Origin of the sequence: Pontibacter arcticus (assembly GCF_003284895.1) — a bacterium.
In the GTDB taxonomy this organism is placed as follows: domain Bacteria; phylum Bacteroidota; class Bacteroidia; order Cytophagales; family Hymenobacteraceae; genus Pontibacter; species Pontibacter arcticus.
In genome coordinates this window covers 687,511-712,518 of the sequence record NZ_QMDV01000001.1, presented here as the reverse complement: position 1 = coordinate 712,518, position 25,008 = coordinate 687,511, and the positions used below count along the sequence as shown (strand labels likewise).

16 protein-coding genes are annotated in these 25,008 nt (G+C 44.6%); 9 read left to right on the top strand and 7 right to left on the bottom strand.

Annotated features, from left to right (window positions below; genetic code table 11):
- Positions 1 to 42 precede the first annotated feature (42 nt).
- On the top strand, positions 43 to 648 hold the full coding sequence (locus DP923_RS03230; RefSeq protein WP_112304276.1) for a sterol desaturase family protein: 606 nt from the start codon (positions 43 to 45) through the stop codon (positions 646 to 648).
- A gap of 35 nt (positions 649 to 683) precedes the next feature.
- Here DP923_RS03230 and DP923_RS16625 read toward each other — a convergent pair whose 3' ends face one another.
- The gene (locus DP923_RS16625; protein WP_165838135.1) at positions 684 to 854 is read right to left on the bottom strand and encodes a hypothetical protein; all 171 of its coding nucleotides are present in this window, start codon (positions 852 to 854) and stop codon (positions 684 to 686) included.
- A gap of 236 nt (positions 855 to 1,090) precedes the next feature.
- Positions 1,091 to 4,012 (bottom strand): WD40/YVTN/BNR-like repeat-containing protein, encoded by a 2,922-nt coding sequence (locus tag DP923_RS03225; protein WP_112304274.1) that lies wholly within the window; start codon positions 4,010 to 4,012, stop codon positions 1,091 to 1,093.
- A 410-nt stretch (positions 4,013 to 4,422) separates the two neighbouring features.
- Between DP923_RS03225 and DP923_RS03220 the strand changes: the two genes are divergently transcribed.
- From DP923_RS03220 to DP923_RS03205, 4 genes are all read left to right on the top strand, one after another.
- Positions 4,423 to 7,530, top strand: a complete 3,108-nt coding sequence (locus DP923_RS03220; protein WP_112304272.1) for a SusC/RagA family TonB-linked outer membrane protein — start codon at positions 4,423 to 4,425, stop codon at positions 7,528 to 7,530.
- Between the two features lie 32 nt (positions 7,531 to 7,562).
- Positions 7,563 to 9,086 (top strand): SusD/RagB family nutrient-binding outer membrane lipoprotein, encoded by a 1,524-nt coding sequence (locus tag DP923_RS03215; RefSeq protein ID WP_112304270.1) that lies wholly within the window; start codon positions 7,563 to 7,565, stop codon positions 9,084 to 9,086.
- Positions 9,087 to 9,222: 136 nt separating this feature from the next.
- Entirely contained in the window at positions 9,223 to 10,761 is a 1,539-nt protein-coding gene (locus DP923_RS03210) for a S10 family peptidase (protein ID WP_112304268.1), read from the top strand.
- A 102-nt stretch (positions 10,762 to 10,863) separates the two neighbouring features.
- Positions 10,864 to 12,462, top strand: coding sequence for an amidohydrolase family protein (locus DP923_RS03205; RefSeq protein ID WP_112304266.1), 1,599 nt, complete (start codon positions 10,864 to 10,866; stop codon positions 12,460 to 12,462).
- Between the two features lie 151 nt (positions 12,463 to 12,613).
- Here the strand turns inward: DP923_RS03205 and DP923_RS03200 are convergent, their stop codons facing one another.
- From DP923_RS03200 to DP923_RS03190, 3 genes are all read right to left on the bottom strand, one after another.
- A complete protein-coding gene (locus tag DP923_RS03200) occupies positions 12,614 to 13,525 on the bottom strand; it encodes an AraC family transcriptional regulator (RefSeq protein ID WP_112304264.1) in 912 nt (303 codons plus the stop codon).
- Positions 13,526 to 13,915: 390 nt separating this feature from the next.
- Entirely contained in the window at positions 13,916 to 16,324 is a 2,409-nt protein-coding gene (locus tag DP923_RS03195; protein ID WP_112304262.1) for a TonB-dependent receptor, read from the bottom strand.
- A 100-nt stretch (positions 16,325 to 16,424) separates the two neighbouring features.
- Positions 16,425 to 16,985: a PepSY domain-containing protein gene (locus DP923_RS03190; RefSeq protein ID WP_239020920.1), complete on the bottom strand. Its 561-nt coding sequence runs from the start codon at positions 16,983 to 16,985 to the stop codon at positions 16,425 to 16,427.
- Between the two features lie 314 nt (positions 16,986 to 17,299).
- Between DP923_RS03190 and DP923_RS03185 the strand changes: the two genes are divergently transcribed.
- From DP923_RS03185 to DP923_RS03175, 3 genes are all read left to right on the top strand, one after another.
- A complete protein-coding gene (locus tag DP923_RS03185; protein WP_239020919.1) occupies positions 17,300 to 19,696 on the top strand; it encodes a TonB-dependent receptor in 2,397 nt (798 codons plus the stop codon).
- Positions 19,697 to 19,726: 30 nt separating this feature from the next.
- The gene (locus tag DP923_RS03180) at positions 19,727 to 20,947 is read left to right on the top strand and encodes a DUF4374 domain-containing protein (protein ID WP_112304793.1); all 1,221 of its coding nucleotides are present in this window, start codon (positions 19,727 to 19,729) and stop codon (positions 20,945 to 20,947) included.
- Positions 20,948 to 21,033: 86 nt separating this feature from the next.
- Entirely contained in the window at positions 21,034 to 22,260 is a 1,227-nt protein-coding gene (locus DP923_RS03175) for a PepSY-associated TM helix domain-containing protein (protein ID WP_112304260.1), read from the top strand.
- A gap of 234 nt (positions 22,261 to 22,494) precedes the next feature.
- On the opposite strand, the gene DP923_RS03170 is transcribed toward DP923_RS03175, so the two are convergent.
- Entirely contained in the window at positions 22,495 to 22,908 is a 414-nt protein-coding gene (locus DP923_RS03170) for a hypothetical protein (protein WP_125047627.1), read from the bottom strand.
- A gap of 437 nt (positions 22,909 to 23,345) precedes the next feature.
- Here DP923_RS03170 and DP923_RS03165 point away from each other — a divergent pair, with 437 nt between their 5' ends.
- Entirely contained in the window at positions 23,346 to 24,599 is a 1,254-nt protein-coding gene (locus tag DP923_RS03165) for a tyrosine-type recombinase/integrase (RefSeq protein WP_112304792.1), read from the top strand.
- 49 nt (positions 24,600 to 24,648) lie between these two features.
- Here DP923_RS03165 and DP923_RS03160 read toward each other — a convergent pair whose 3' ends face one another.
- A complete protein-coding gene (locus DP923_RS03160; protein ID WP_112304256.1) occupies positions 24,649 to 24,978 on the bottom strand; it encodes a helix-turn-helix domain-containing protein in 330 nt (109 codons plus the stop codon).
- Between the last annotated feature and the right edge of the window lie 30 nt (positions 24,979 to 25,008).

Here is a 25,008-nt window from a genome sequence, read left to right as displayed (position 1 = left end):
AGTAGATTGCCGCCATTTAGAAATTTACACACATACACCACTATGAAACCTAACCATAAAGGCCGTGCTCAGATTTTTGAGAATCCTGTATTGGAAAGATTAACGAGAACGCATATTGCGTTGCCCATCTCCATCTTTATCCTGATTGCTATCGGACTGTTATACTATGGCCTTACCTATAGCTTTATTAATGTGCTGGAAGCGATCGGGTATTTCCTGCTTGGCTGGCTTATTTTTTCGCTGATAGAATATTGCGCGCACCGTTTCATTTTCCATATGGAAACCGATACGCCGATAAAAGAGCGGATACAGTATACGTTCCATGGCAACCACCACGATTACCCAAAAGACAAAGAGCGCCTGGCTATGCCTCCGATAGTAAGCTTGCTTATTTCGTCGCTGTTCTTTTTTGTTTTTAAACTGATTTTCGGGCAGTTTGTGTTTGGCGTGGTAGCCGGGCTGCTGTTTGGTTACGCTTTATACTTGGGTGTGCATTATGCGGTACACGCGTATGCGCCTCCTAAAAACTTCCTGAAGCAGTTATGGATACACCACAGCATTCACCATTACAAAGACCCGCATGTAGCCTATGGCGTATCATCGCCGCTCTGGGATTATTTGCTGGGTACGATGCCGAAAAGGTCATAAAAAAAGGAGCTCTGAGGAGCTCCTTTTTTGTTTTACTATCTTCTTAACTTCCGGAATAACCAGCCGATCAGCAGCACAATCAGTACAATGATGATGACTGCCGTCCACATGCCGGCTTCAAAAATATCTCCTACCAGCTCACAACTACTTAGTGTTGTAGCTAATAGTACAAATACAAACATCAGGTATGGTCTTATGTTTTTCATAGTTTTATAGTTTAAGGTGAGAAGGCTGCCACTCCGGAATTTCCGGCCAGCTACCTTCAGGGATATGATAATATTACCATATATAAAACTAGATACTGGATTTATACTTAAAAGGTTAATCCTGCAAGTATAGAATTAGTACAAATCAGTAAAGCTAAACCAATTAGATGCACATAAAATAAAAAGGCGGCAACCCTACACGGTTACCGCCTTTAACTGATGGACTAAAGTATAACTTAGCTTCTGGCTCTGCTTTGTGCTGCTTTAACAACTAGCTCCTGCGTTTGCGTGGCGCCATTGGCAGTCTGTACCTCGATGGTATACTTGCCTGGCTGCAGGTAAATTAGTTTGTTATCGGCTGGCGCTACTTTTACACCCTGCTTGTTAGCACTGTTTAGTTCTTCTTCGTACGCTTTGGCATTGGCTGCATCTACGGTCAGGTCATAGGCTACGTAGTTCAGGCCCTGCTCGCTTTTATCGGTCAGCTCTTTTACTACTTTGCCATTAGCTGTTTTAATGCGGATGGTGCTGTTGCCGGCTGCCGAAGTATAGAATGGAATCATGGCTTCCGGTGCGGCATCCTGTCTCCAGGACTCACGCTGCTGGCCCCATGATGGGCTGTGCTGCACTGGCTGCGTTGCAAACACATGCAGTTTCTTAGCGATCACATCCGGCGTTAACTGCTGCAGGTGCTCTACGTTAGTGATGTAGATACCACGGCCGTGTGTGGCTACTACCAGGTCGTTTTCGCGTGGGTGTACGATCAGGTCGTGCACGGCAACGGCTGGCATCTGGCTGGCCATGCGCATGAAGTTCTTTCCTCTGTCCAGAGAAATATACAAGCTATGGTCGGTACCAACATACAGTAGGTCCGGGTTTTTAGGATCTTCTTTTACAACATTGATGGCTTCCTGCGGCAGGCCGTTCCCTAAGCGCTCCCAGTTCTTGCCATTGTTTTCCGATACATACAGGTAAGGCGTGAAATCATCATAACGGTAGCCGTTAAGCGATGTATAAACCCGTCCTTCTTTATGATCTGAGGCCACTAAAGTGGATACCCATAGGTTTTGCGGCAGCTTATCCGAAATACGTTCCCAGTTATACCCGCCATCTTTTGATACGTTTATAGCGCCATCATCGGAGCCGGTGTACAACAGCCCGAAACGTATCGGAGACTCTTCTATACTTGTAAGGGTCCCGTAGCTTACATCGCCTTTGCGGCCGCCGTTTGTCAAGTCGCCGGATAATGCTTCCATGTCATCGCCTTTCTTAAGCGAGCGGTGAAGTTTGTTTGATCCGAGGTATATAATATCCTGGTTGTGGCGGCTCAAGTGGATCGGGGATTCCCAGTTAAAGCGCAATGGCCGCTCGCCTAATTTATGACTTGGTTTAATAGAAGTACGCTCGCCGGTCTGTTTGTTAACCCTGGAGTAATTACCGTACTGTGAACCAAGGTAAACCGTGTTGTTGTCGCGCCAGTCTACCTGCACCATCATACCATCGCCTCCGCCCAAACGCTGGTACGGGTATAAGCCTGTGCCCTGCCAGGCGTTGCTATACTTGTAGTTACTCGGGCCAAACCAGGTACCGTTATCCTGCAGGCCGCCATATACATTGTATGGTTTTGCCATATCCACTTCTACAGCATAAAATTGCGCAACAGACGGGATATTTACTTTAGACCAGTTTTCGCCGGCATCATAAGAGATGTTAATCCCGCCATCGTTTCCTTCGATTAGGTGCTCTGGTTTGTTAGGGTTAATCCAGAGTGCCTGGTGGTCGGAGTGTACGTTAGGGGCACCAATTTCTTTAAAAGTTTTGCCGCCGTTATCAGAAGTATAAAGGGGCACGCCCAGCATATAGATTTTATCCGGGTTATCGGGTGCAACGCGAATAACGCCCAGGTAATACCCGATGGTATTATACAGTTCGTCGAAGTAGCCTTCGTGGGTTTTCTTCCATGTTTTGCCGGCATCGTCGGTACGGTAAATTTCAGAGCTGATTACATCAGGCAGTGGTTCGTTTGTGGGGTCGACGAGGTACTCATTAATGGCAGCGGGCTTTATTTTTCCGCTTTTTACCATTGCTTTTACGCTTGCAGCCGTGTACTCTCTCGGGAAACGGTTCTCATCAAAGAACTTGTTCAGGTCCTCATCTTTCAGGCTCATGAAATTATCAGTCTGCATGCCGGCAAATGTCTCTTTGGTAAGCGAGCTTTTCGGCTGGTTGCTGTTAGCTGCAGGGCGTGCTCCGAAATTATCTACCAGCGCATACATGATAGAAGGGTTGGCAGGGTAAATACTTAATCCTATACGGCCAATGCCTTCCGTATCCGGGAAGCCGTGCGCTGCGGTGCTGATATCTGACCAGTTGTTGCCGCCATCTGTCGATTTGAAAATGCCGGATGTTTTCCCGCTCTCTACAAAATTCCAGGCGCGACGCGAACGGTGCCACATGGCTGCATAAACGTTGTTCGGGTTTTTAGGATCAATCTGTAGATCGATGGCGCCGGTGTTATCATCTATATAAAGTGTTTTCTTCCAGGTTTTGCCACCGTCTGTAGTTTTAAAAACGCCGCGGTCTTTATTAGGAGAGTAAAGATGGCCCAAGGCTGCTACCCAAACGGTGTTCGGGTCTGTTGGGTGGATGATGATCTTGCCGATGTGGTGCGTATCATCCAGGCCCATGTGCTGCCAGGTTTTACCGCCATCCGTGCTTTTGTAAACTCCCACACCCGAATAGGAAGAACGGCTGGAGTTGCTTTCGCCTGTTCCGACCCAGATCGTTTCGTTGTTGTTCCAGTCGATGGCAATGTCGCCGATGGTCATTACGGCCTGCTCATCAAAAATAGGCTCGAAGGTGATACCATTATTTGTTGTTTTCCAGAGGCCACCGGAGGCGTAAGCGGCATAAAACGTAGTTGCGTCTTTAGGTGAGCCTTCTATATCAGTTATACGGCCGCTCATAATGGTAGGGCCGGCATTCCGGAAATTCAGGTTCTTCACCAAAGATTTCTGCTCCAGTTGCTTTCGCTTCTCAAAAGCTTGTAACCGTTCGGATGCTGCTGTTGCTTTTGGTTCTTTCACTTTTTTCTGAGCAACTGCTGCCGTGCCTCCAAGGGTCATCAGAAGTGCTACGGATAGTATACGCTTTTGCATATGTTGATTAGGTTAGTTTGATAAGTGGTAAGTAAAATTCGTTTAAAAATCCGGTATATAATATAAGGAGTAGTTCGGGTGTTTTACAGTGGCTTAATTTTTGATTTTATACTTTAAAAGTGAAGTATAAACCTGCTTCAACACCCTTCATTTCCTGCTGCATTACACCTGTATAACTATAATATCATCAGATAAAGGCACCTCCTTTTTATCAGCCTGTTTCGCCTAATTAGGTATTCTGGCCGATGATAATAGGTTGATTACTAATCTGGATTCAAGTTAGAGTATTCAGGTTAATAAAAATTGTCTGTTACTAAACTAAAGTTAATATAAGGGCCATTTTCGGGATAACACACTCACAACCTACCACTTTAATAGGTATATTTCATTAGGAAATAAAACTGAATGTTATGAAGAAAAAGCTACTCTTATTTCTCCTGTTCTTAAGTATCTATAGTATATCTTATGCACAGGATAAGGAAATCAAAGGTAAAGTTACCTCAAAGGAAGATAACTCCCCGATGCCGGGTGTAACAGTTGTAGTAGAGGGCCTCGCAAGGGGTACCCAAACCGATGTGGAAGGCAATTTTACATTGCAGGCCCCGGAAGGCGCGACACTATCTGTGTCTTTTATCGGCTTTGCAACGCAGAAGGTAAAAGTGACTGCCCAGAACGTGTACAACATTGCCATCAGCCAGGACACCAGGCAACTCCAGGAAGTGGTGGTAACCTCGTTTGGTATTGAGCGTGATAAAAAATCATTGGGATACGGTGTAACACAGGTAGGCGCTGAGGCCATAACCAAATCGCCGGTAGCAGATGTTACAAACGCACTGGCCGGTAAAGTGGCAGGTGTGCAGATATCTGGAACAGGTGGCGGGCTTTCCAGCTCAAACATTACCATCCGTGGTTTTACAAGTATAACAGGTAGTAACCAGCCACTATTTGTAATAGATGGTGTACCGATTGATAATGCCGGTGGCGATAACTCGGTAAATACGGGTGTATCCACTTCTAACAGGGCATCCGATATCAACCCGGATGATATTGAAAGTATAAGTGTACTGAAAGGTGCTGCGGCTACTGTGCTTTATGGGTCCAGAGCGGCTTCCGGCGCAATCCTGATCACGACAAAAAAAGGAAAATTCGGAACGAAAAGCCAGATTACCTTCTCTTCTAACTATGGTGTAGGCACGGTTAACCGTTTCCCTGAATTCCAGAACGAATATGCACAGGGTAACGCCGGTAATTACTTAAGTAACTATGCCGGTTCGTGGGGCCCACGCATTAATGGCCAAACAGTAAAGAACTTCTTAGGCCAGGACGAAACCCTGCAAGCCTATCCGGATAACGTACGAGACATTCTGCAGAGCTCCAAGTATGCCCAGAATACGATCAGCTTTTCGGGCGCTACCGATAAGTTCAACTACAGAGTATCCTATGGTAATATCTACGAGACCGGACTGGTACCCGGAAACGAACTGAAGAAGAATACATTCAGTGTAAACGCCGGAACCAGCATTACCGATAAGTTTACCATCAATACATCGCTTTCTTATATCAATAACCAGTCAGAAAGATCACAGGCTGGTAACCAGGGCTCAAACCCGCTTTGGAGAGGAATTTATACCCCACGTAGTTATAACTTATCCGGCTTACCTTATGAGGACGAGTCTGGTAACCAGTTATGGTTTGCCGCCGAGGATCACCCATACTGGGCGATTAACAACGTGTTATACAATGAAGAAACAAACCGATTCTATGGTAACATTAACCTGGCCTACGATTTTACCGACTGGCTGCGTGCGGACCTGAAACTGGGTGGCGATGTATACTCTACCAAAAGCAAAGGTTTTGATAACAGAGGCATCAGAGGCAATGGTAATACAAGCTCTGCTGGTAAAGGTGGTATAAGAGACAGAGAAGTACTGTCGCGGGACATTAACACGTATTTTACTTTAACGGGTAACCGCAATATAGGCGATAACTTTAAAGTAGGCGTAACACTGGGTAACGAGATTGTTACAAACTACGATAACACGTTGCAGGCTATTGGCCTGGGCATAGTAGTGCCGGGCTTCGATAACCTGAAAAACTTTCTGTCTTACAACCCTTCGGCAGGTATAACCAGACGCCGTTTGATGGGATACTTCGGGGATTTTGTAATTGATTACAAAAACTTCCTGACACTAAACCTGAAAGCCCGTAACGATTACTCCTCTACCTTATCACCAGAATTCCGGTCTATCCTTTATCCGGCGGTAGCAGTGAGCTTTGTTCCTACGGAAGCATTCCCAAGCCTTAAGAGCGATATACTTACGTCAGCCAAAATCAGAGCTAACGTAGGTGAAGTAGGCAAGGGTGCACAACCTTACCAGACTTATACATACTATGGCCAGGCAAGTGCTACTGATGGTTTCAACTCCACATTAGTAAACTTCCCTTTTAATGGACTGGCAGGGTACACGTATGATAACTCGGCAGGAAAGTACGATCTGAAGCCGGAGTTTACACGTGAGATCGAGTTAGGCACAGAACTAAGCTTTTTCGGAGATCGTTTGTTCCTGGATGCTTCTGTTTATAGAAGAGATTCCCGTGATCTGATCTTTGCTGTTCCTGTTCCTGGTTCATCCGGTTTTACAAGTGCTATCACAAATGCCGGTAAACTATCTACTAAAGGTCTCGAAGTATTATTATCCGGTACACCTATCAAAGGCCAGAACTTTAGCTGGGAAACAACTCTGAACTTTACCACTTTCAGAACAGAAGTTGATGAACTGACGGAAGGCGTTACAGCTATTGTACTGGGAGGTTTTACTTCACCGGATACACGTGCCGTAGTTGGCCAGCAGTATGGCTTGATTTACTCTACCCGCTATCAGCGTAACGACCAGGGCCAGATGGTAATTGGTCCGGATGGCTTGCCGCGCGTAGACCCGAGAGGCGTTGGCATAATTGGTAACCCTAACCCTAAATTTACAGCAGGCCTTACCAATAATTTCTCTTACAAAGCCTTTAACCTGTCTTTCCTGGTTGATGTGAAGTATAAAGGAGACATCTTATCCAGAACAGTAGGCGATCTTAGAATTAATGGCGTAGCCGAAGAAACAGCAGAATACCCACGCTTTAATGCAGACGGTACACCAACTACACCATATTTATTCGAAGGCGTGCTGGAAGATGGCAGACCAAATGATATCCAGGTAACGGCGCAACAGTATTGGGGCACCAGAGGCAAGTATGTTGCCTGGGAAGGTTATGTGCGTGATGCATCGTTTGCAAGGCTGAGAGAGGCCACACTCAGCTATAACCTGCCACAGGCTTTACTGTCCAAAACAGGTTTCGTAAAATCGCTGCAGCTATCAATATACGGACGTAACCTGATTACTTATGCACCTAACTATCCGGACCTTGATCCGGAGCAAAACCTGCTGGGTGTAAGTAACTCTCGCGGTCTGGAATTTGGTATACAGCCGGTTGCCAGAACAGTAGGAGCAAGCCTAAGAGCTACGTTTTAATTAAAGTATTCAGCTAATTTAACTTATCCGCCATGAAACGTAACAAATTACTATATATAGCACTAGCATCAGTTGGACTGATGTTTACTTCCTGCGAAAGTTTCTTTGATGTAAACGATGATCCAAATAACATCAGGGAAGCGCGTGTTTCTGAGGTATTGCCTGCCGCTACAGTTAACATTGGGTTTATAGGAGGCAGTGATATGCTCCGCTACAGCGCCCTGATTATGCAGCAGTTTTCTGGTCAGGGGCCTGCTAACCCAAGTACCACTAAGGAGTATGAGCGCTACAACATTAATAACTCGGACGTAAATAACCTCTGGAACAGGATATTTTCTGTTATCCTCGCCGACCTGGAGCAGGTAATTAATAAATCCAGTGCGGAGGGTAGCCCCCACTATGCAGGAGTTGCCAAAATACTGAAAGCTTTTACCTACCAGGTAACAGTGGATGCATGGGGTGATGTGCCGTTTTCAGAAGCATCCAAATTTCAGGCTAATTTTTATCCGAAGTTTGATGATGATGCCGCTATTTACCCGGCTCTTTTTAAGATAATAGATGAAGGAATAGCAGATCTGAATGCAACAGCTTCTGTGCTGGAGCCAAATAGCTACACAACTATCTACCCGACTTCGGACTGGGCAACAGGAGCAGTAAAATGGACCCGTTTTGCTAATACTTTAAAACTGCGCATGTACCTGCATTACAGCGAGAAAGATCCTGCGTTTGCAGCACAGGGTATAAACGCGCTGATAAATAGCGGAGCCGAGTTCATGACCTCACCAGCCGATAACTTCGAGATGATGTTCCTGAACCAGCCACAACGGCAGAACCCGCTTACCAGCATTGAAGGCGGCCAGTTTAAGAACCAACTGTTTCCGAACCGCACCATTGTAGATATGATGAACGCAAAGGCTGACCCAAGACGCGCTTCATACTTTGTATCATATCCTTACAATGCAATTAACCCTACTTATAAAGGGCAAAGTATAGATAGCCCTCCGACTACCTCTGTGTCTAGGTTGCACCGCTTCCTGAAAGGAACACCAACAGCCGTGGACCCAGCAAAGGTTAATGCAGATGGCAGCTTAAGAGACGATGCGATTTTGTATGGTGGAGATGCCCCGATCCGGTTGTTGACCTTTGCAGAGTATAACTTTATAAGAGCCGAAGCTGCGTTACGCTTTGGTTCGCCAGGCGTTGTGCAAACCTTCTTTCAGGAAGGAATAAGAGCTTCGATGCGTGATGCCGGTATTAGTTCTGCTGAAACAGAAGCTTATATTACCGCCAATGGTACGTTAGCTGGCTCGCAGCAACAGCAACTCGAGCAAATCATTATGGAGAAGTACATCGCTAATTTTGGTGTGATGATGGAGCCATGGAACGACTGGAGAAGAACAGGGTATCCTGCTATTACTTCGTTAAAAACACCGGTTGCCATTTACGATGAGTTGCCACGATCGCTGTTCTATCCTGTTTCGGAAATAACCAGTAACCCGAACGCAAAACAGAAGCAAACCATGCTGGAGAGAGTTTTCTGGGATACCCGTCAATAATTATTTTATAAAAGCATTCCCCGCACAGGGGAATGCTTTTATACTTCAAACGCAAAGTATAACTTACTGTAATAGCGGACCTTGCAGTTTGCCCCGAGCAGTGTAGTTTTTAAGTCTGATAAAATGATAAACTAACATGAAGCAATTCTTTACCTTACTACTGGTATTGGCTGTTTTTAGCCTGCCTCTTTCAGCACAAAGCATTACCCTTAAAACCGACTCAACGGTTACAACAAAACACCAGGTAACCGTTAAAGGCAAGCGCATTTCCTATACCGCTACAGCGGGTACGCAGCCGGTTTGGGATGAAGACGGGAAACCTATAGCAGGCCTGTTCTATACCTACTATGAGCGCACAGATGTGAAAGACAAAGCCAACCGCCCGCTGATCATTTCTTTTAACGGAGGACCTGGTTCCGCTTCGGTTTGGATGCACATCGCTTACACCGGCCCGCGGCTTTTAAATATCGATGATGAAGGTTATCCACTACAGCCTTATGGCATAAAAGAGAATCCGCACTCTATACTTGATGTAGCTGATATTGTGTATATAAACCCTGTAAACACAGGCCTTTCGAGAGCAGTAAGCACATTATCTAAAGAAGACACCCAGAAGAAGTTTTTTGGCATCAATGCCGATATCAAGTACCTGGCCGGCTGGATCAATACCTTTGTAAGCCGTAAAAACCGTTGGGCATCTCCTAAGTACCTGATCGGCGAAAGCTACGGAACAACCCGCGTATCGGGCCTTGCTTTAGAGTTGCAGAACTCGCACTGGATGTACCTGAACGGCGTTATACTGGTATCGCCAACAGACCTGGGCATTAAACGCGAAGGACCTGTAGAAATGGCTAACATGCTGCCATATTATGCCGCAACTGCCTGGCACCACAAAGCGCTAAGCCCGGACCTGCAGCAAAAAGACCTCACCGATATGCTGCCTGAAGTAGAAGAATTTACTTTAAACGAACTGCTGCCGGCCATTGCAAGAGGATGGAATTTAGGGGACCAGAAGAAAAAAGAGATTGCCGCTAAAATGGCCCGTTTCTCAGGCTTATCCGAAGATATCATCTTACAACAAAACCTGAACGTGCCACCTGCTTTCTATTGGAAAGAGCTACTTCGTAAAGAAGGCTACACCATTGGCCGATTGGATTCCCGCTACCTGGGTATCGATAAGCAGGAAGTTGGCTTACGCCCGGATTATTCTCCTGAACTTACCTCATGGCTGCACTCATTTACGCCCGCCATCAACATGTATATTAAGGAGCACCTCAAGTATAAAACTGATATAAAGTATAACATGTTTGGCCCTGTTCGCCCCTGGGATAACAGCGATGACAACACCGGCGAGAACCTGCGTCAGGCCATGGCTCAGAATCCTAATTTACATTTGATGGTACAGGCCGGTTACTACGATGGCGCCTGCGATTACTTTAATGCCAAGTATAACATGTGGCAAATGGACCCAGGCGGAAAACTGAAAGACCGTATGAGTTTTAGAGCTTACCGCAGCGGGCACATGATGTACCTGCGCAGCGAAGACCTGGCTACTTCAAACGAAGATATCCGCGTGTTTATTCAAAAGTCGCTTCCGAAGCCAGGCCAGCCGGCCCAGTACATTCGCGGCAGAGCAGGCGACAGAAGCACAACTACCAGCCAGTTAACGAAATAAGTATAAATAAGCGAAGGCCTTTAAATGCTGATGATCTGTCAGGTTTAAAGGCCTTTGCTTTTATACTTACCTTAAAGTATACATCACTTCATGCATCCTTCTATGACAAAGTATAAAACCGGTATTTTACTGCTCGTCTGTTTTCTAACGCAGTTTTGGAGTATAGCGCAAATTCCGGAAGTGCCGGGCAGGCAGGAAGGCGAAGGCCCCTGGCCGCAACTGATCATCAGGGGCGTTATACTTGTAAACAGCACCGGTTCACCTCCGCTTGGGCCGGTAGATATTGTAGTAGAAAATAACCGCATCACCGATATCCGGGTAGTTGGTACCACAGGCTTGCCCATAGAAGCCTCCCGTCGGCCACAACTGAAACCAGGAGGCAAAGAACTGGATGCGGCCGGCATGTACCTGATGCCTGGCTTTGTAGATACCCACGCCCACATCGGCGGAAACAACGGAGCAGATGCCAGCTATGTTTACAAACTTTGGATGGCGCACGGTGTTACCACCATCCGGGAGCCATCGGCTGGCAACGGCCTGCAATGGACCCTGGATCAGAAAAAGAAAAGCGAAAAAAACACCATCACAGCACCACGCATCAAAGCCTATACCCGGTTTGGGATGGGAAGTAAAACGCCTATTTCAACAGCCAAGCAGGCACGTGACTGGGTAAAACAAAATGCAAAAGCGGGAGCTGATGGCATTAAGTTTTTTGGCGCTGCGCCGGAAATTATGCAGGCAGCCGCCGAACAAAACAAGAAACTGGGGTTGCGCTCGGCCATACACCATGCCCAAACCGATGTAGCACGCTGGAACGCGCTAAGCAGCGCAAAGGCAGGAATAAGTTCGCTGGAACACTGGTATGGTTTGCCTGAAGCCATGTTTACAGACCGTACCATTCAGCATTACTCCCTGGATTATAACTACACAAACGAACAGGATCGTTTCGGTGATGCCGGTACTTTATGGAAGCAGGCAGCTGCGCCCAACTCAGAGAAATGGAACAAGGTAATGGATGAGCTCATCACACTGGATTTTACCCTGAGCCCTACTTTTAATATTTACGAGGCAAACCGCGACCTGATGCGTGCCCGCCGCGCCGAATGGCACGAAGACTATACCATGCCCGAACTCTGGAAATTTTACGAACCCAGCTGGAATGCACACGGCTCATACTGGCACGCCTGGGGAACAGAGCAGGAAGTACAATGGCGCGAAAATTTCAGGTTATGGATGGCTTTTGTAAACGAGTTTAAGAACCGTGGCGGCAGGGTAACCGTTGGCACTGATTCCGGGTTTATTTACGAGCTGTTCGGCTTTGCTTATCCGCGCGAAATGGAGTTGTTGCGCGAGGCTGGTTTTCACCCACTGGAAGTAATACAGGCTGCTACCTTAAACGGAGCAGAGCTTTTAGGCATGGAAAAGGAAATAGGCAGCGTTGAAATTGGGAAGCTGGCCGACTTTGTGATTGTAGAAGAAAACCCGCTGAAAGATTTTAAAGTGCTTTACGGCACAGGCGCTATCCGGCTCGTGGAAAACAACAAAGTTACCCGCGTAGGTGGTGTAAAGTATACCATCAAAGACGGAATTATTTACGATGCAAAAGAGCTGCTGGCTCAGGTTAAAAAGATGGTAGCTGCCGATAAGGAAAAGAAAGGATTTAAGATAACACAACCCGGCGTAGACCCGCATCAGCACTAAGTAGAACCAAGAAGTTGTAAGGTTACATAAACAAGAAAGGCAAGCCGTATAGCTTGCCTTTCTTGTTTATGTCTTTATAGTTTTAGAGGTGATATTTTAAAGTATAATTCTGATCAATGCGGCGGCTTTTTAAAGTATAAATCAAGTATAATTAAGCGGGCTCTTTCAGCATCCTGACGGCGTTATCCCAGTTGTGCTTGTACTCTTTTATGTACTCACTCGGAGATTTATCCGTCATCTTTTTAAACACTTTATTAAAGTTGATGGGGCTGTTAAAACCGGTAGCGTAGGCTATAGAAGAGATACAATCGAAATCGCCGTTAATGATTTTTTTGCAGGCTTCATTTATTCTTACTTCGTTCAGGAAGTGCTTATACGTTTTGCGGGTGTGCTTTTTAAAATATTTACAGAAAGCATGAGGCGTAATATGTACCACTGCAGCAATTCTTTCGAGTGTAATGTTTTCAGAATAATGCTGTATGGTATACTCATAGATCTGGTTCATGCGGTTATCTTCGGGGCCGCTAAAAGGCATATTGTCGTGGCCCGTAGATAGCGACTTGTAATGCTTTACCTCTTCGGTCAGGTATCTGACTAGCTTTATAAAAGTGATCAGTCTTTTAAAACCTGATACCCGGTTCACCTTTAAGAACATTCGGGAAGCATGTGCCAGATATTCGTCCGGAACCTGCAGACCAGGGAGCGTATTATCCATTAGCTTTTTAATGAATTCCATCTCGGGCAAGTTGCTCAGGAACTGCAGCGTGTTCTCATGCTCAATAAAAATATGGATAGCATGTACATTATCAACGGCCACTTCCCGGTAATAGCTGTCATCAGACCTGAAAATGTGAGGTTGGTTGGCACCGATGATATACATATCGCCCGGCTTAAAGGCCTGTGTATAATTCCCGACGATAAGAGTGCCTTCTCCTTTCAGGATCAGGGTAAGCTGCATTTCTTTGTGCCGGTGCACATGGCCATAAAAGAAAGGGAGAATATCCTCATTTACAGTGACAGACTCTGCCTGCGTTACTGGAACTTTGAATGGAATAACTTTCATAGCTAAAAAAATTATAGTTACTGATATTAAACTCTGCTACTAAATTTCTGAACGGGAACGGGCACTAGCGAGTGGCAAGACATCTCTAACAAATTCTTATGAATTTATTTATATTTCTCAATCTTTCCCAATATTACCCAATATACTTTTAAAGCGCTATTATAGTGTTAGTTATAAAACTAAAAATAGCGGCTTTTCTGAAGCATTGCACAGTGTCAATACTTCAGAAAAGTCAGGTTTATACTTAACAATATGGGCTGGGTAAGAATATTGAGATGTGGAAGAGTCCTGCTGACTGCTTTGGTAAAAACTAGTACTATTTGTTTGTATAATCTGTCTTTAAAAAAAATAAAAATTTATTCTAAAGTACAGAATTCCAGATATATGCTACTAAAATGAAGCCCTGAGCGAAAAAATAAAATTACGGCCAGGTGCGGCGATGCCAGATGAATAAGGCTTATAACGCTTATCAGTAATGTTCTCGAGCCCGGCGCTTACCAGTAAGTAATCATTTATCTTATAAAGTGCTTTTAAGTTTAAGGTAGCCCACCCCGGCGAGTAGGGCTTCCCGTTTTCATCTAAAGCATATAAATAGGCTTTATCCTGTTCTTCGGGGGCTAGTTTTGCGTTGCTGAGCTCACCGTTATAAGTACCGTATAAATCAGCCCTGAAACGGTTGATGGTATAGGTAAGGTGCGTGCTGCCAAAGTAGGGTGCCGCATGCCGGAGTGGTGCAATGCTGCCATCTTCCAGTTCTTCTTCGCCTTTCTGATAGCTGAAGTGCGACGAAAGATTAAAGCCGTACAGAAGCTTTAGTTCAGCGCCTGCCTGTATACCCCACACACGGGCGCTTGCCGCATTCTGAATGGCCTGTACCTGGCTTAACTCGCCGGCATATACAATGCTGTCCTGGTCGTTAAAAGAGAAGTTGCGCCGTACCAATGCATTATCCAGGTAAGAATAAAAAGCGGTAGCATCCAACTTCAGGAAATTGCCGAAGGTTTTAGCAATACCGAAATCCGCGTTATAAATGTACTCCGCTTTCAGGTCTGGATTAGGAATAACAACCATGCCTGGCGCTGAATCGAAAATCTTACCGATGTCGTCTATATTCGGTGTCCGGAAACCCGTGGAAAGATTGGCGCTTACCTGCCAGGATGAGGTTGGGCTGTAAACTATGCCTGTACTGCCTGTCAGAGCACCGGCGTTAATATTCGCTTCTGAAAAAGGGAACGGGTAAAAAGTATTATCGAATGCAGCATTCAGCATAAAGTGGTTGTAGCGGATGCCGGATTGTATACTTAACTTTTCGGTTGCCTTATAACGGTGCGTTACAAAAGCGGCATACGATTTCCAGTCTGAGTCGTCGGGGTAGCGGGGAGGGCCGGGCACAGTAACGGCAGTCAGGATGTTTACGTCTTCGCCGGTAGAGTTAACTTTATTGTAGATAGCTTCCGCGCCATACGAGAGCAGGTGCTTTTCGCTTAACGTTTTTTCAAAGTCAACATTAAAGGAGTAGGCATTTACCTTTTCCTGCCGGTCGTAGCGGATAGGCTTGTTGTAGTCGCGGTTGTGCCGGCTTTCTCTGAAAAACTGATGCGCCAGTTTTATACTTAGTTTATCGTAAACGGGGGTAGTAGCAGTCTGGTTAATGATCAGGTTGTTCATCATCCATTCCTGTGGGCCATAATACCATTCGGCTGCCTGCAGTACTTTATTTTTATAACGTGTCAGGCGGTCGTAGCGGGCGTAATCCGAAGTGGTAGAGTAATGGAAGCCATAGTTCAGGTCCCAGTTTTTGCCGGGTGCGAACCGTACTTTCTGCATCAGGTTAACCTGGTTATAACCTGTATTTACCTGGATTTTCGGGTCTGCGTTAGTAACTGTCTTGTCTAGACCGTTGGTAGTTTCGACATACTCCGGCCTTAAATAATCGGTTGGCCCATTCGAGCCCATCTTCAGGTTATCGTAATCCGTGTAGGTGGCGCTTGTAACAAACGCCCATTTGCCAAAACCTGCGTGCAGATCAAAATGGCCGGTTTTCTCAGCGTTTGCAGACGACCAGCGGGTAACAGCATTTCCTTTTACAGTGAGCTTTCCGTCGGTTGCTAACTGCGGAGACAAAGTATAAAAGCTCATAACACCGGCTATGGCATCGCTACCATATGTTACAGAGCCCGGCCCAAAAAGTATTTCAGTTCTTTCAGTTGCAAAGGGGTCGAGCGAGATCACATTTTGCAGGTTGCCGCTCCTGAAGATGGCGGTATTCATTCTGATGCCATCCACGGTTAGTAATACCCTGTTTGTTGCAAACCCGCGTATCATGGGGCTGCCACCGCCCAACTGGCTTTTCTGAATGTATACTTCCCCGGACTGGGCCAAAAGATCGGCGGCCGTTTGTGGGTTTTGCAGTATAACTTCTTTAGGGGAGATCGTGATAATACGGCCGGGTACTTCCTTTTTAGCCTGTTGCCAGCGCGTAGACGATACCACCACAGCATCTAAAGAAATATTGTCTTCAGCCAGAAAAACCTTAAAGCCTTTTTGCTTTAACTGCTGGTAACTTAGCACTTCCGTTTTGTACCCTACAAAGCGAACCGTTATACTATCAGCTTCCTGAAAAGCGGAAATATCGGCCTGGCCTTTGGTATCAGTCAGTATAGTTGTGGAAGACGTATTGCTGCGTAGTGTTACCGATGAGAGAGGCTGGTGCGTTACCTGCTCCTGCACCGTCATTTTTTGTGCAAAAGCTGTAAGGGTAGTTATAAAGAATAAACCTGTGAGTAAACCTTTTCTCATATGGTAACCGTGTTAATAATGCATGCCCTGACTATAGTTTTCTGATAATGAGTTTAGATGAAAGTTATCAGAGAAGGTTTAATCTCGTTTTAATGTATTCTTATTTATCTTTTAACTGTCTTATTTTTTTAGGATAAAACCAAAGTGTAAACCCTGTAATTGTTAAGATCAGCAAGCCGAGCCCCAGCACATTCATCGTGATCAGTTTAAAAAGATCACTTATAATAGAGCCATCATGTATCTGTTCTATCCAGTCAGAGTGGCGGCGTGCAACCGATAATACTTTGCCAGTTCCGCCATCCAGTTGTACTTCCCAGTAACCCTCTTTAAATAGGACTTTTACTATTCCTTTATCCGGGCGGGCTTCGAGGCGGTCTATCGGGCTGTTTTTTATACCTGCGGCAGAATCCAGGGCAGCTGTGGCGGTGGTAGCCATACTTGCCAGCGTTACCCATGCTGCCAGGTTTTGGGTGCTGCCATCCTGTGTGGCAGGTTGCAGCAAGTCCACATTCTTTTTCCAGCCTAATAATAAGCCGGTTGCGCTGCTGATGATGAGCATAACCAGTAACCCCAGGCCCAGGTATTTATGGTACACGCGGTAGTTACGGAGACTGCCAACGAGTTGATCTTTCTTCTGCTTAGCCGTTTGGGATGTACTCACAGGGTTAAGTTAAATAGTTATTGCCAAGCGCAACAGCAAAACCAATCTATAAAAATTAAACAAGATATGCACAACTGATACCAGCTGTTACAATAGTTAAGCCTGTTAAAAGCCTATTTTAAACTTCAATTGATAAATTTATTATAGGAAATGATAAGTATAGCTAATAGCGGTTCCGGTGATTTGAATAGAAGCATCGTGACAAATAATAACCAATGCTAAAAACTATTTAGAAATAGTCTAAATAGTTTTGTCTGGGGTGATTTTCGTTCTACATTTGCAATAGTTTAAATTCATTCTAAATAGTAGAAACGTTGCAACAGTCTATTACCTACACGAAGCTACTTGCCCTTGCGCTGGCTCTGCTCAGTTTGTGCACGATAGTACAGGGCCAAAGTATAGATCAGGCAGTTGTTTCCGGGAAAGTTAGCGCTGCCTCCGGCGGACCCCTGACCGGTGTTACGGTGGTACTAAAAGAAGCAGGCTTGGGAGCCAGCACAGATGCAAATGGCCGGTTTACGCTAGCAGCTGTTGCACCTGGCGCCTATACGTTAAGCTTCAGTTATATCGGATTCGAAACGCAGGAAAAAGCAATACAGGTAAAAGCTTCTGAGCAGCTAACCGTTGCTATTACGCTTCAAGAGAAAGCTTTTGAAATAAACAGTGCTGAAGTGGTAGGTAAATCTGCTACGACGCAGGTAAACCAACAGGCTTATGCCGTTACAGCCATATCGACAAAAGCGCTGCAGAACAGCACATCAGATGCAAAAGAAGTATTAAACCGGGTAGCAGGAGTACGGGTACTGGAGGAGGGTGGCCTGGGCTCTAACGCAAGTTTTAGCCTGAACGGATTTTCCGGCGACCAGGTAAAGTTCTTCCTGAATGGCCTGCCGATGAATAACTTCTCATCTTCGCTCCGCCTCAGCGATATACCGGTTAATACCATTGAGCGGATCGAAGTATACAAAGGCGTGGTTCCGGTCTGGCTGGGCACGGATGCTTTGGGTGGAGCCGTTAATATCATCACCAGCAAAAAAGCCAATTACCTGGATGCATCCTACTCGGTTGGGTCTTTTAATACGCACCGCACCTCGCTGAATGGCGCTTATACTAACCCCGCAAGTGGTTTTACTTTCAGGGGAAGCGGCAACTACAACTACTCCGATAACAACTATAAAGTACGGGTGCCGATTGTACGAAACGGCAACGTAGAAACGTATGCAGATGTCGAGCGCTTCCACGACCGGTACCGTTCGGCTACGCTTATGCTGGAAACTGGCTGGATAAACCGCAAGTTTGCAGATAACCTGCTGTTCGGGTTAATCGCATCCGGCAACGACCAGCAGGTACAGACCGGCGCTACCATGTCATCGGTGTACGGCGGTATTCTAAGCAACAGCCAGTCGGTGGTGCCTACCCTCAAGTATAGCAAAGACGATTTATTTACCAAAGGGCTGAACGTAAGCCTGAATACGGCCTTTAACTATACGAAAAGCGAAAAAATAGATACGCTAAGCGGCGTGAGATATAACTGGTTTGGCGATACAACCTATACGCGTGGCTCCAGAAACGGGGAAGTATTGCGAACATTTAATACGTTAGATGATACTGATTTTAACAGCCAGTTAAATATAGGCTATACTATAAACCCGAAACACTCTTTGGCCTTAAACTACGCCTTTTCTTATTTCAGAAGAGAGGCATTTGATAAAGAGGACCCGGACAAACCCGAAAACCGATTCCCGAAAAGCCTGAACAAGCAGGTAGCAGGGCTAGCCTACAAAGCGGATCTATCTGAAAAATGGACGACCACGCTGTTTGGTAAAGTATACTTGTTTACAACCGAAACAAGTAAAGAAGTTGGCTTTGGTTCGGAAACACGCCGGGTAGAGGGTGTGAAGGTGAACAACAACAAAGTGGGTTATGGCTTTGCAAGTTCTTATTTTCTGCTTCCTGCGTTGCAGTTAAAGGCATCTTACGAGCATACCTACCGCTTGCCTGAACCTTCCGAAGTTTTTGGGGATGGCCTGTTTATACTTGCAAATCCGGATTTAGGACCCGAGCAAAGTGATAATTTTAATCTTGGCGCTGCCTATGGTTTCAAGCTTGCTCCGGACCACGAGATTAACCTGGAAAGCAGCTTTATCTACCGCGAATCAAAAGACCTTATTTTTCAGAACGTTAAAATTAGCAGCCCATATACCTCTTACGGCAACCTGAGTGAAGTGCGCACACTGGGAGTAGAAGGAAGTATAAGGTATAACTGGCGCGAGCTACTGAACCTTGGCGGTAATATCACATTTCAGGATATAACAGACCAGGCTGATTCGCTTTACGACGATTACAGCGGCTGGAGCAGAAATTTTAACAAAGGTTTCCGGCAACCCAATAAGCCTTACCTGTTTGCCAATGCCAATGCCGGGCTCACCTTTAAAAATCTGGTTGCTCCCAATTCAACTATCGGCCTGAACTACTACTACAACTTCGCGGAAAGATACTTTTATACCTGGGCCCAAAACGGTACCAGAGAAGGCAAAGCAGTTATCCCCAGGCAATTATCTCACAACCTGGAAGTTTTGCTGAGCCTGGCTAACGGGAAGTATAATATTTCGGCAGAGTGCCGCAACCTGACAGATGAGCTGCTCTTCGATAGATTTTTATTGCAGAAGCCCGGGCGTGCTTTTTATCTGAAACTGCGGTACGTCCTTTAAACTATGAATTTTACTAAAACACAGAACACTATGACCTTAACCAACCTTACAAAAAAACTGACGCTGTCGGTGCTTGGCCTTTGTGCAGCAGCCTTTATCACATCCTGCAGCGATGATAGCGCTGAGCCTACCCCAACTACTGGAGAAGAACAATTTGTAGTTTCGATTGCCCTGCAAGCCAACGATGCTACTTTTACTTACTACACGGTACCGTTTAATGATGTAATGACAGGCAAGCTTTCGGCCGTTGGGCAGGGGATAGAACAACCAGGTTATTATGACTTCACACAGATCGACAAAACTATTTACAGTATTGGTGGGTTGGATGATGTGAACGTGGTAGGCATTTCCAGAGATGAAAAAGGAGCACTGAAGCAGATCGGGGATGTATCGTTTGCCAACAGCCTTGCTGACATTGTAAAAGCCGATGAAAACACACTGGTTGCCGTAGAAATGGCTCCCAACTCAGATGTGATCAAGTTCCATACGTTCAACACCAATACCCTTACTGTAAAATCTACTAAACAGCACCCGGTTTCAGCTATCACCAACCTGAAAGCGCCTTTCTATGCCGGAATGAGCATCAGCAACGGCTATTTATACTTAGGTTACTATGTTGCTGATCCGAAAACGTTTGCTACACCAAACACTGATAAAGCGCAAATAGCAGTTTTTACCTATCCCGGCCTCGAGTTTCAGAAAGTTATCGAAGATACCCGCATAGGTCCGATTGGTGGATTTAACACAAAAACGGCTTTAATTAAAACAGAGCAGGGCGATGTATATGCCATGTCACATTCTAACAAGGCCAATGGTTTCAGCCAATCAACAAAACCAGCCGGTATCGTGCGCATTAAAAGCGGCCAGACGGTAATTGATCCGTCTTACCTGTTTGATGTGGCAGCAGTTACCGGTGGCAAAACAATCTCACACATGATGTACCTGGGCAACGGGAAAGTATTTGTTGAAATTAACACAGCAGATCGTGCACAACAAGCCAGCTGGACTGATGGCCCTTTAAAGTCGGCTGTAATTGATCTGAACAGCAAAACCATTAACTACATCCAAGGATTGCCAGAGCACGCCGGCCAGGGGCGCAGGTTGGCAGCGTTGCAGGATGGCAACAACGTGTACATGACTATACCAGAAAACAAGGCGATTTTTGTTTATAAAATAAATACGCAGAATTACACTGCAACCAAGGGCGCAGAAGTGCAGGCAACCTTTGTAGCCGGTTTTTCAAAGTTATAAATCAGTAAAGAGAGTTCAGGTACCAGCCTCACCCATTTCAGGTGAGACTGGTATTATTTCGTTCCGTTATTTTATTTCCGCTGCATATGAAAAGCAAAAAAAGCAACAATAGTGTTTTCCGAAAAGTAAATGACTGGCTGCATCTCTGGCTGGGCCTTGCTTCCGGGCTTGTGGTATTCATTGTGAGTATTACGGGGTGCTTTTATGCGTTTGAGCAGGAAATAAAAGATGCGCTGGAGCCCTGGCGTTTTGTAGAAGTACAGGATAAAGCCTTTGTGCCACCCAGCCAGTTACTGGATACTGCCAATGTATACATGCCCGGTGCAGAACCCACCGGGTTAACCTACAGTAACAAAGAAGGAGCGGCGGCGGTAGGGTTTGAAGGCGAACAGAATGGTAAGCGCACCTTTACGGCTATCTTCATGAACCCGTATACCGGCGAGTTTTTGCAAAAACAGGAAAGCATCGGGGAGGGGCAGTTCGATTTCTTCCGGTTCATTATTGATGGGCACCGCGCGTTATGGTTGCCTTATAATATCGGCAGGCCGATTGTAGGCGTAGCCACACTTATTTTTGTGATTCTGCTGCTAACAGGGCTTGTGATGTGGTGGCCAAAAAAATGGAACAAATCTAACAGAGATAAGAGCTTTAAGATAAAATGGAAGGGTAGCTTTAAACGCGTTAATTATGACCTGCACAATGTAGTAGGTTTCTATAGTTTGGTTTTAGCGTTTGTGCTGGCAGTAACAGGCCTGGTCTGGAGCTTTGAGTGGTTCGCTGATTCTCTCTATTATGTTACTTCCGGCGGAGAAGAAAGACCTGAACATCATCATCCTCATTCCGATACTTCTAAAGCCCATTTACTTGCCAACGATACAGTATCTGTGCTGGACAAGGCCTGGTATAAGACCCTCACACAGGAGCCAAATGCGCAAGGTTTTTACATGACGCCGGAACTGCATGACAAGGAAGACGCCATTGAAATTACAGCCTACCAGAACCATGGTTCGTGGTATAACCGCAACGAGTACTATTATGACCAATATACGTTGGAACACTACCGCGTAAAAGGCGATAGATATGCAGAGGCTAGTCTGGCAGATCAGTTGGTGATGCTGAATTATGATCTCCATATCGGAGTAGTGGGGGGCTTGCCAGGTAAACTGCTTGCTTTCTTTATTAGTCTGATTTGTGCCAGCTTACCTATAACAGGTTTTCTGGTATGGTGGAATAAGAAAAAGAAGACAAAGAAAACCAAATCAATGGAAGGGGCTTACAGAAGTTATACAACAAAAACATTGCATAGCAGCTAGTCTTGGTAATTGGGCTAACCAAACCGGGATAAGATTTTATTAAAGTATAGCAAAAAGCACTGTGTTAAGGGTCGCTTGATACGGTGTTTTTGCTTTTAGAAAGGAATATGTTTTAACCTATTTTAAGAAGCCTTTGAAAGTATAACTTGTTTCGATAGCTGCTGTTCGGGATACTTCTTTTAAGGGGAAAATATCAAAGCAATACAGTCCTTAAACAACCGTACGGCTGGTTTGCTATTCGAATAACCAGGTCAGTGCTTGTTCTTCGTCCAGGAAGTGTTCTATCTTGAAAGTTGTCTTTTGAAGCGTAGAATTGTCCTGGGCCTCCTGCAAACGGAGTGTATCCATCAGGTCCAGGCCTTCAATTTTAGTCAGGTAGGCGAACTTTACGAAATTACCTTCAAACAACGGGAAAATTTCCTTCAGGGTCCAGTTCTGATCGCAGTATTCCATGTAAGAGCGCCGACGTATATCGAAAAGCGCAATTTTGATGTTCCTTGCCAGGGCATATTCTGTAACCAGTAAAATATACTTTCTGAATTCGCTGCTGGTAGGTTGCTTTAGCCAAACGGCCTTTAAAAAATTATGATCCGGATCTACTTGTACTAAAAGCGCTTCTTTATGGAAAATGGTCTCAAGTTTTAACATAGTTATCAGGCGGTATGAGGCATCAAGGGCATTGAATGCTAAATATAGCATTTAATGCGTATTCTTTATACTTGCTGAATTTCTATACTTAAAGTAGATAAGCCCGCTGCTTTAGCGGAGAGATTGCCAGTTGCACCCTCTGTTTTGCCAGCTCCGAACCAGAAGATAAACAGCGTATGCGAACTATATAAAAACAAAAAAGCCACTTATTTCTAAGTGGCTTTTGCTCTCCCTCCTGGGCTCGAACCAGGGACCCTCTGATTAACAGTCAGAACGAAGTTATAATATTCGGTATATGTTATTTTATAAAAGTTAGTTTATTTACGTTTAGATCCATATTTAAGTGTTGATGATTAAGATTCATTTATATCTATTTCGTATATTCGTATGCAAATAGTATGCAATTTCAAAATAGATATCAAGATTGATCAACGATGGTGAGGCCAAGCATTAGTATTTACTTAGATACCAGAAAAGCAAAAACAAATAACCTGTTTCCGGTAAAGCTAAGAGTATATTTAAGTAAGGGTAAACAGCGTACTCAAAAGCTTTACCCACTTGGTATTGATTTATCAGTGGATGATTTCGAAAGATCATATAAGGCCACAAAACCTAGAGGAGATCATAAAGACTTAAAGTTGAAACTCATTGGTTTGGAACAAAGAGCTATTGACGTAGCAGATAGTTTAAAAGTATTCATTCTAGAAAAATTTGAAAGAGAATTGTTTCGGGATAAGCTAGCTGCAAATGATGTATCATATCACTATAAAGAGTATATAAAGGGGCTACAGGAGCGAGGAAAGGTTACTACTGCTTCCAGCTATCACTTAAGCTTAAAGAGCTTGTTAGCGTATGCAAACAGCAAGAACCGGATCTCATCTGATAGCTTGTATTTTGATAATATCACAGTAGACTTCCTTAGTCGATATGAGCGTTGGATGCAGGAGCAGGGTAGGAGCCGTACAACGGTAGGTATTTATCTGAGACCTTTAAGAGCCATATTTAATAATGCTATAGAAACAGGGGATATACATAAAGATACTTATCCGTTCGGTAAGCGAAAGTATCAGATACCGGCTGGGAAAAACATTAAAAAAGCTTTAAGTAAAGAGCAGTTAGGAATACTTTTTAAAGCTCAAGCACTAATACCTGAGCAAGAGAAGGCACGCGATTTTTGGTTTTTTAGCTATGCCTGTAATGGCATGAACATAAAAGATATTGCTAATCTCAAATTCAGGGATATCAAAGAAGATAGATTAATATTTAGTAGAGCAAAAACTGTTGATACTTCAAAATCCAATCATAAATCTATAATGGTGGCATTAACTTCTTTTCCACTTTCAGTAATTGAAAAGTACGGTAACGCTGATAAGGGTTTAAGTAATTTTGTTTTCCCAATCCTTACTAATTACATGGATCATAATGAGCAGGATAGAGCCATAAAAAACTTTACCCGCTTTATTAATCAACACATAAAAAATCTGGCTAAATCAGTAAAATTAACTGAGGATATCTCAACCTATTGGGCTAGACACTCATTTGCTACAAACGCTGTTCGCAATGGAGCTAGTCTTGAGTTTATTCAAGAGAGCTTGGGGCATAATGATCTTAAGACTACTCTTAGTTACTGGGGCGGATTTGAAGAAAGTGTGAAGCAGGAAATCGCTGATAAGTTAATGGACTTTAGCTAAAAATTTGTTCTTTTTAAGTTTTACTATAATAAAGGCAAAAGCTAGGTTATTAGCTAACCTGGCTTTTGCCTTTTGTTAAAAATGCAGTATTATCTATTTCATGTAAAGTTTTCTTTCTACCGGTTTTAACCCACTCTGATAGCTCTTGTTCATAGAAATAGAGCTTGTTTCCTCTTTTATTTACCGGAAGTTTTCTTTTGCTGACCAAACTATAAATTGTAGGAACAGCTAAATTTAAAAATTCTGCTGCTTCTTTTACGGTTAAGGGGTGAGAGCTATTAGACGATTTAAATTGAAGATTATCTCTAAAATTCAACTCAAATAATATCTTCTCAATATTTAATAACCTTTCGCTAAGTTCTTCAAAGGGATTACTCATGTTTAGATCTAATTTAAGATTTAGGTGGCG

What these genes read in the sequence shown, in the direction of transcription:
- DP923_RS03230 (WP_112304276.1), top strand. Translation starts at nt 43, where the DNA reads ATGAAACCTAACCATAAAGGCCGTGCTCAGATTTTTGAGAATCCTGTA.
- DP923_RS16625 (WP_165838135.1), bottom strand. Translation starts at nt 854, where the DNA reads ATGAAAAACATAAGACCATACCTGATGTTTGTATTTGTACTATTAGCT.
- DP923_RS03225 (WP_112304274.1), bottom strand. Translation starts at nt 4,012, where the DNA reads ATGCAAAAGCGTATACTATCCGTAGCACTTCTGATGACCCTTGGAGGC.
- DP923_RS03220 (WP_112304272.1), top strand. Translation starts at nt 4,423, where the DNA reads ATGAAGAAAAAGCTACTCTTATTTCTCCTGTTCTTAAGTATCTATAGT.
- DP923_RS03215 (WP_112304270.1), top strand. Translation starts at nt 7,563, where the DNA reads ATGAAACGTAACAAATTACTATATATAGCACTAGCATCAGTTGGACTG.
- DP923_RS03210 (WP_112304268.1), top strand. Translation starts at nt 9,223, where the DNA reads ATGAAGCAATTCTTTACCTTACTACTGGTATTGGCTGTTTTTAGCCTG.
- DP923_RS03205 (WP_112304266.1), top strand. Translation starts at nt 10,864, where the DNA reads ATGACAAAGTATAAAACCGGTATTTTACTGCTCGTCTGTTTTCTAACG.
- DP923_RS03200 (WP_112304264.1), bottom strand. Translation starts at nt 13,525, where the DNA reads ATGAAAGTTATTCCATTCAAAGTTCCAGTAACGCAGGCAGAGTCTGTC.
- DP923_RS03195 (WP_112304262.1), bottom strand. Translation starts at nt 16,324, where the DNA reads ATGAGAAAAGGTTTACTCACAGGTTTATTCTTTATAACTACCCTTACA.
- DP923_RS03180 (WP_112304793.1), top strand. Translation starts at nt 19,727, where the DNA reads ATGACCTTAACCAACCTTACAAAAAAACTGACGCTGTCGGTGCTTGGC.
- DP923_RS03175 (WP_112304260.1), top strand. Translation starts at nt 21,034, where the DNA reads ATGAAAAGCAAAAAAAGCAACAATAGTGTTTTCCGAAAAGTAAATGAC.
- DP923_RS03170 (WP_125047627.1), bottom strand. Translation starts at nt 22,908, where the DNA reads ATGTTAAAACTTGAGACCATTTTCCATAAAGAAGCGCTTTTAGTACAA.
- DP923_RS03160 (WP_112304256.1), bottom strand. Translation starts at nt 24,978, where the DNA reads ATGAGTAATCCCTTTGAAGAACTTAGCGAAAGGTTATTAAATATTGAG.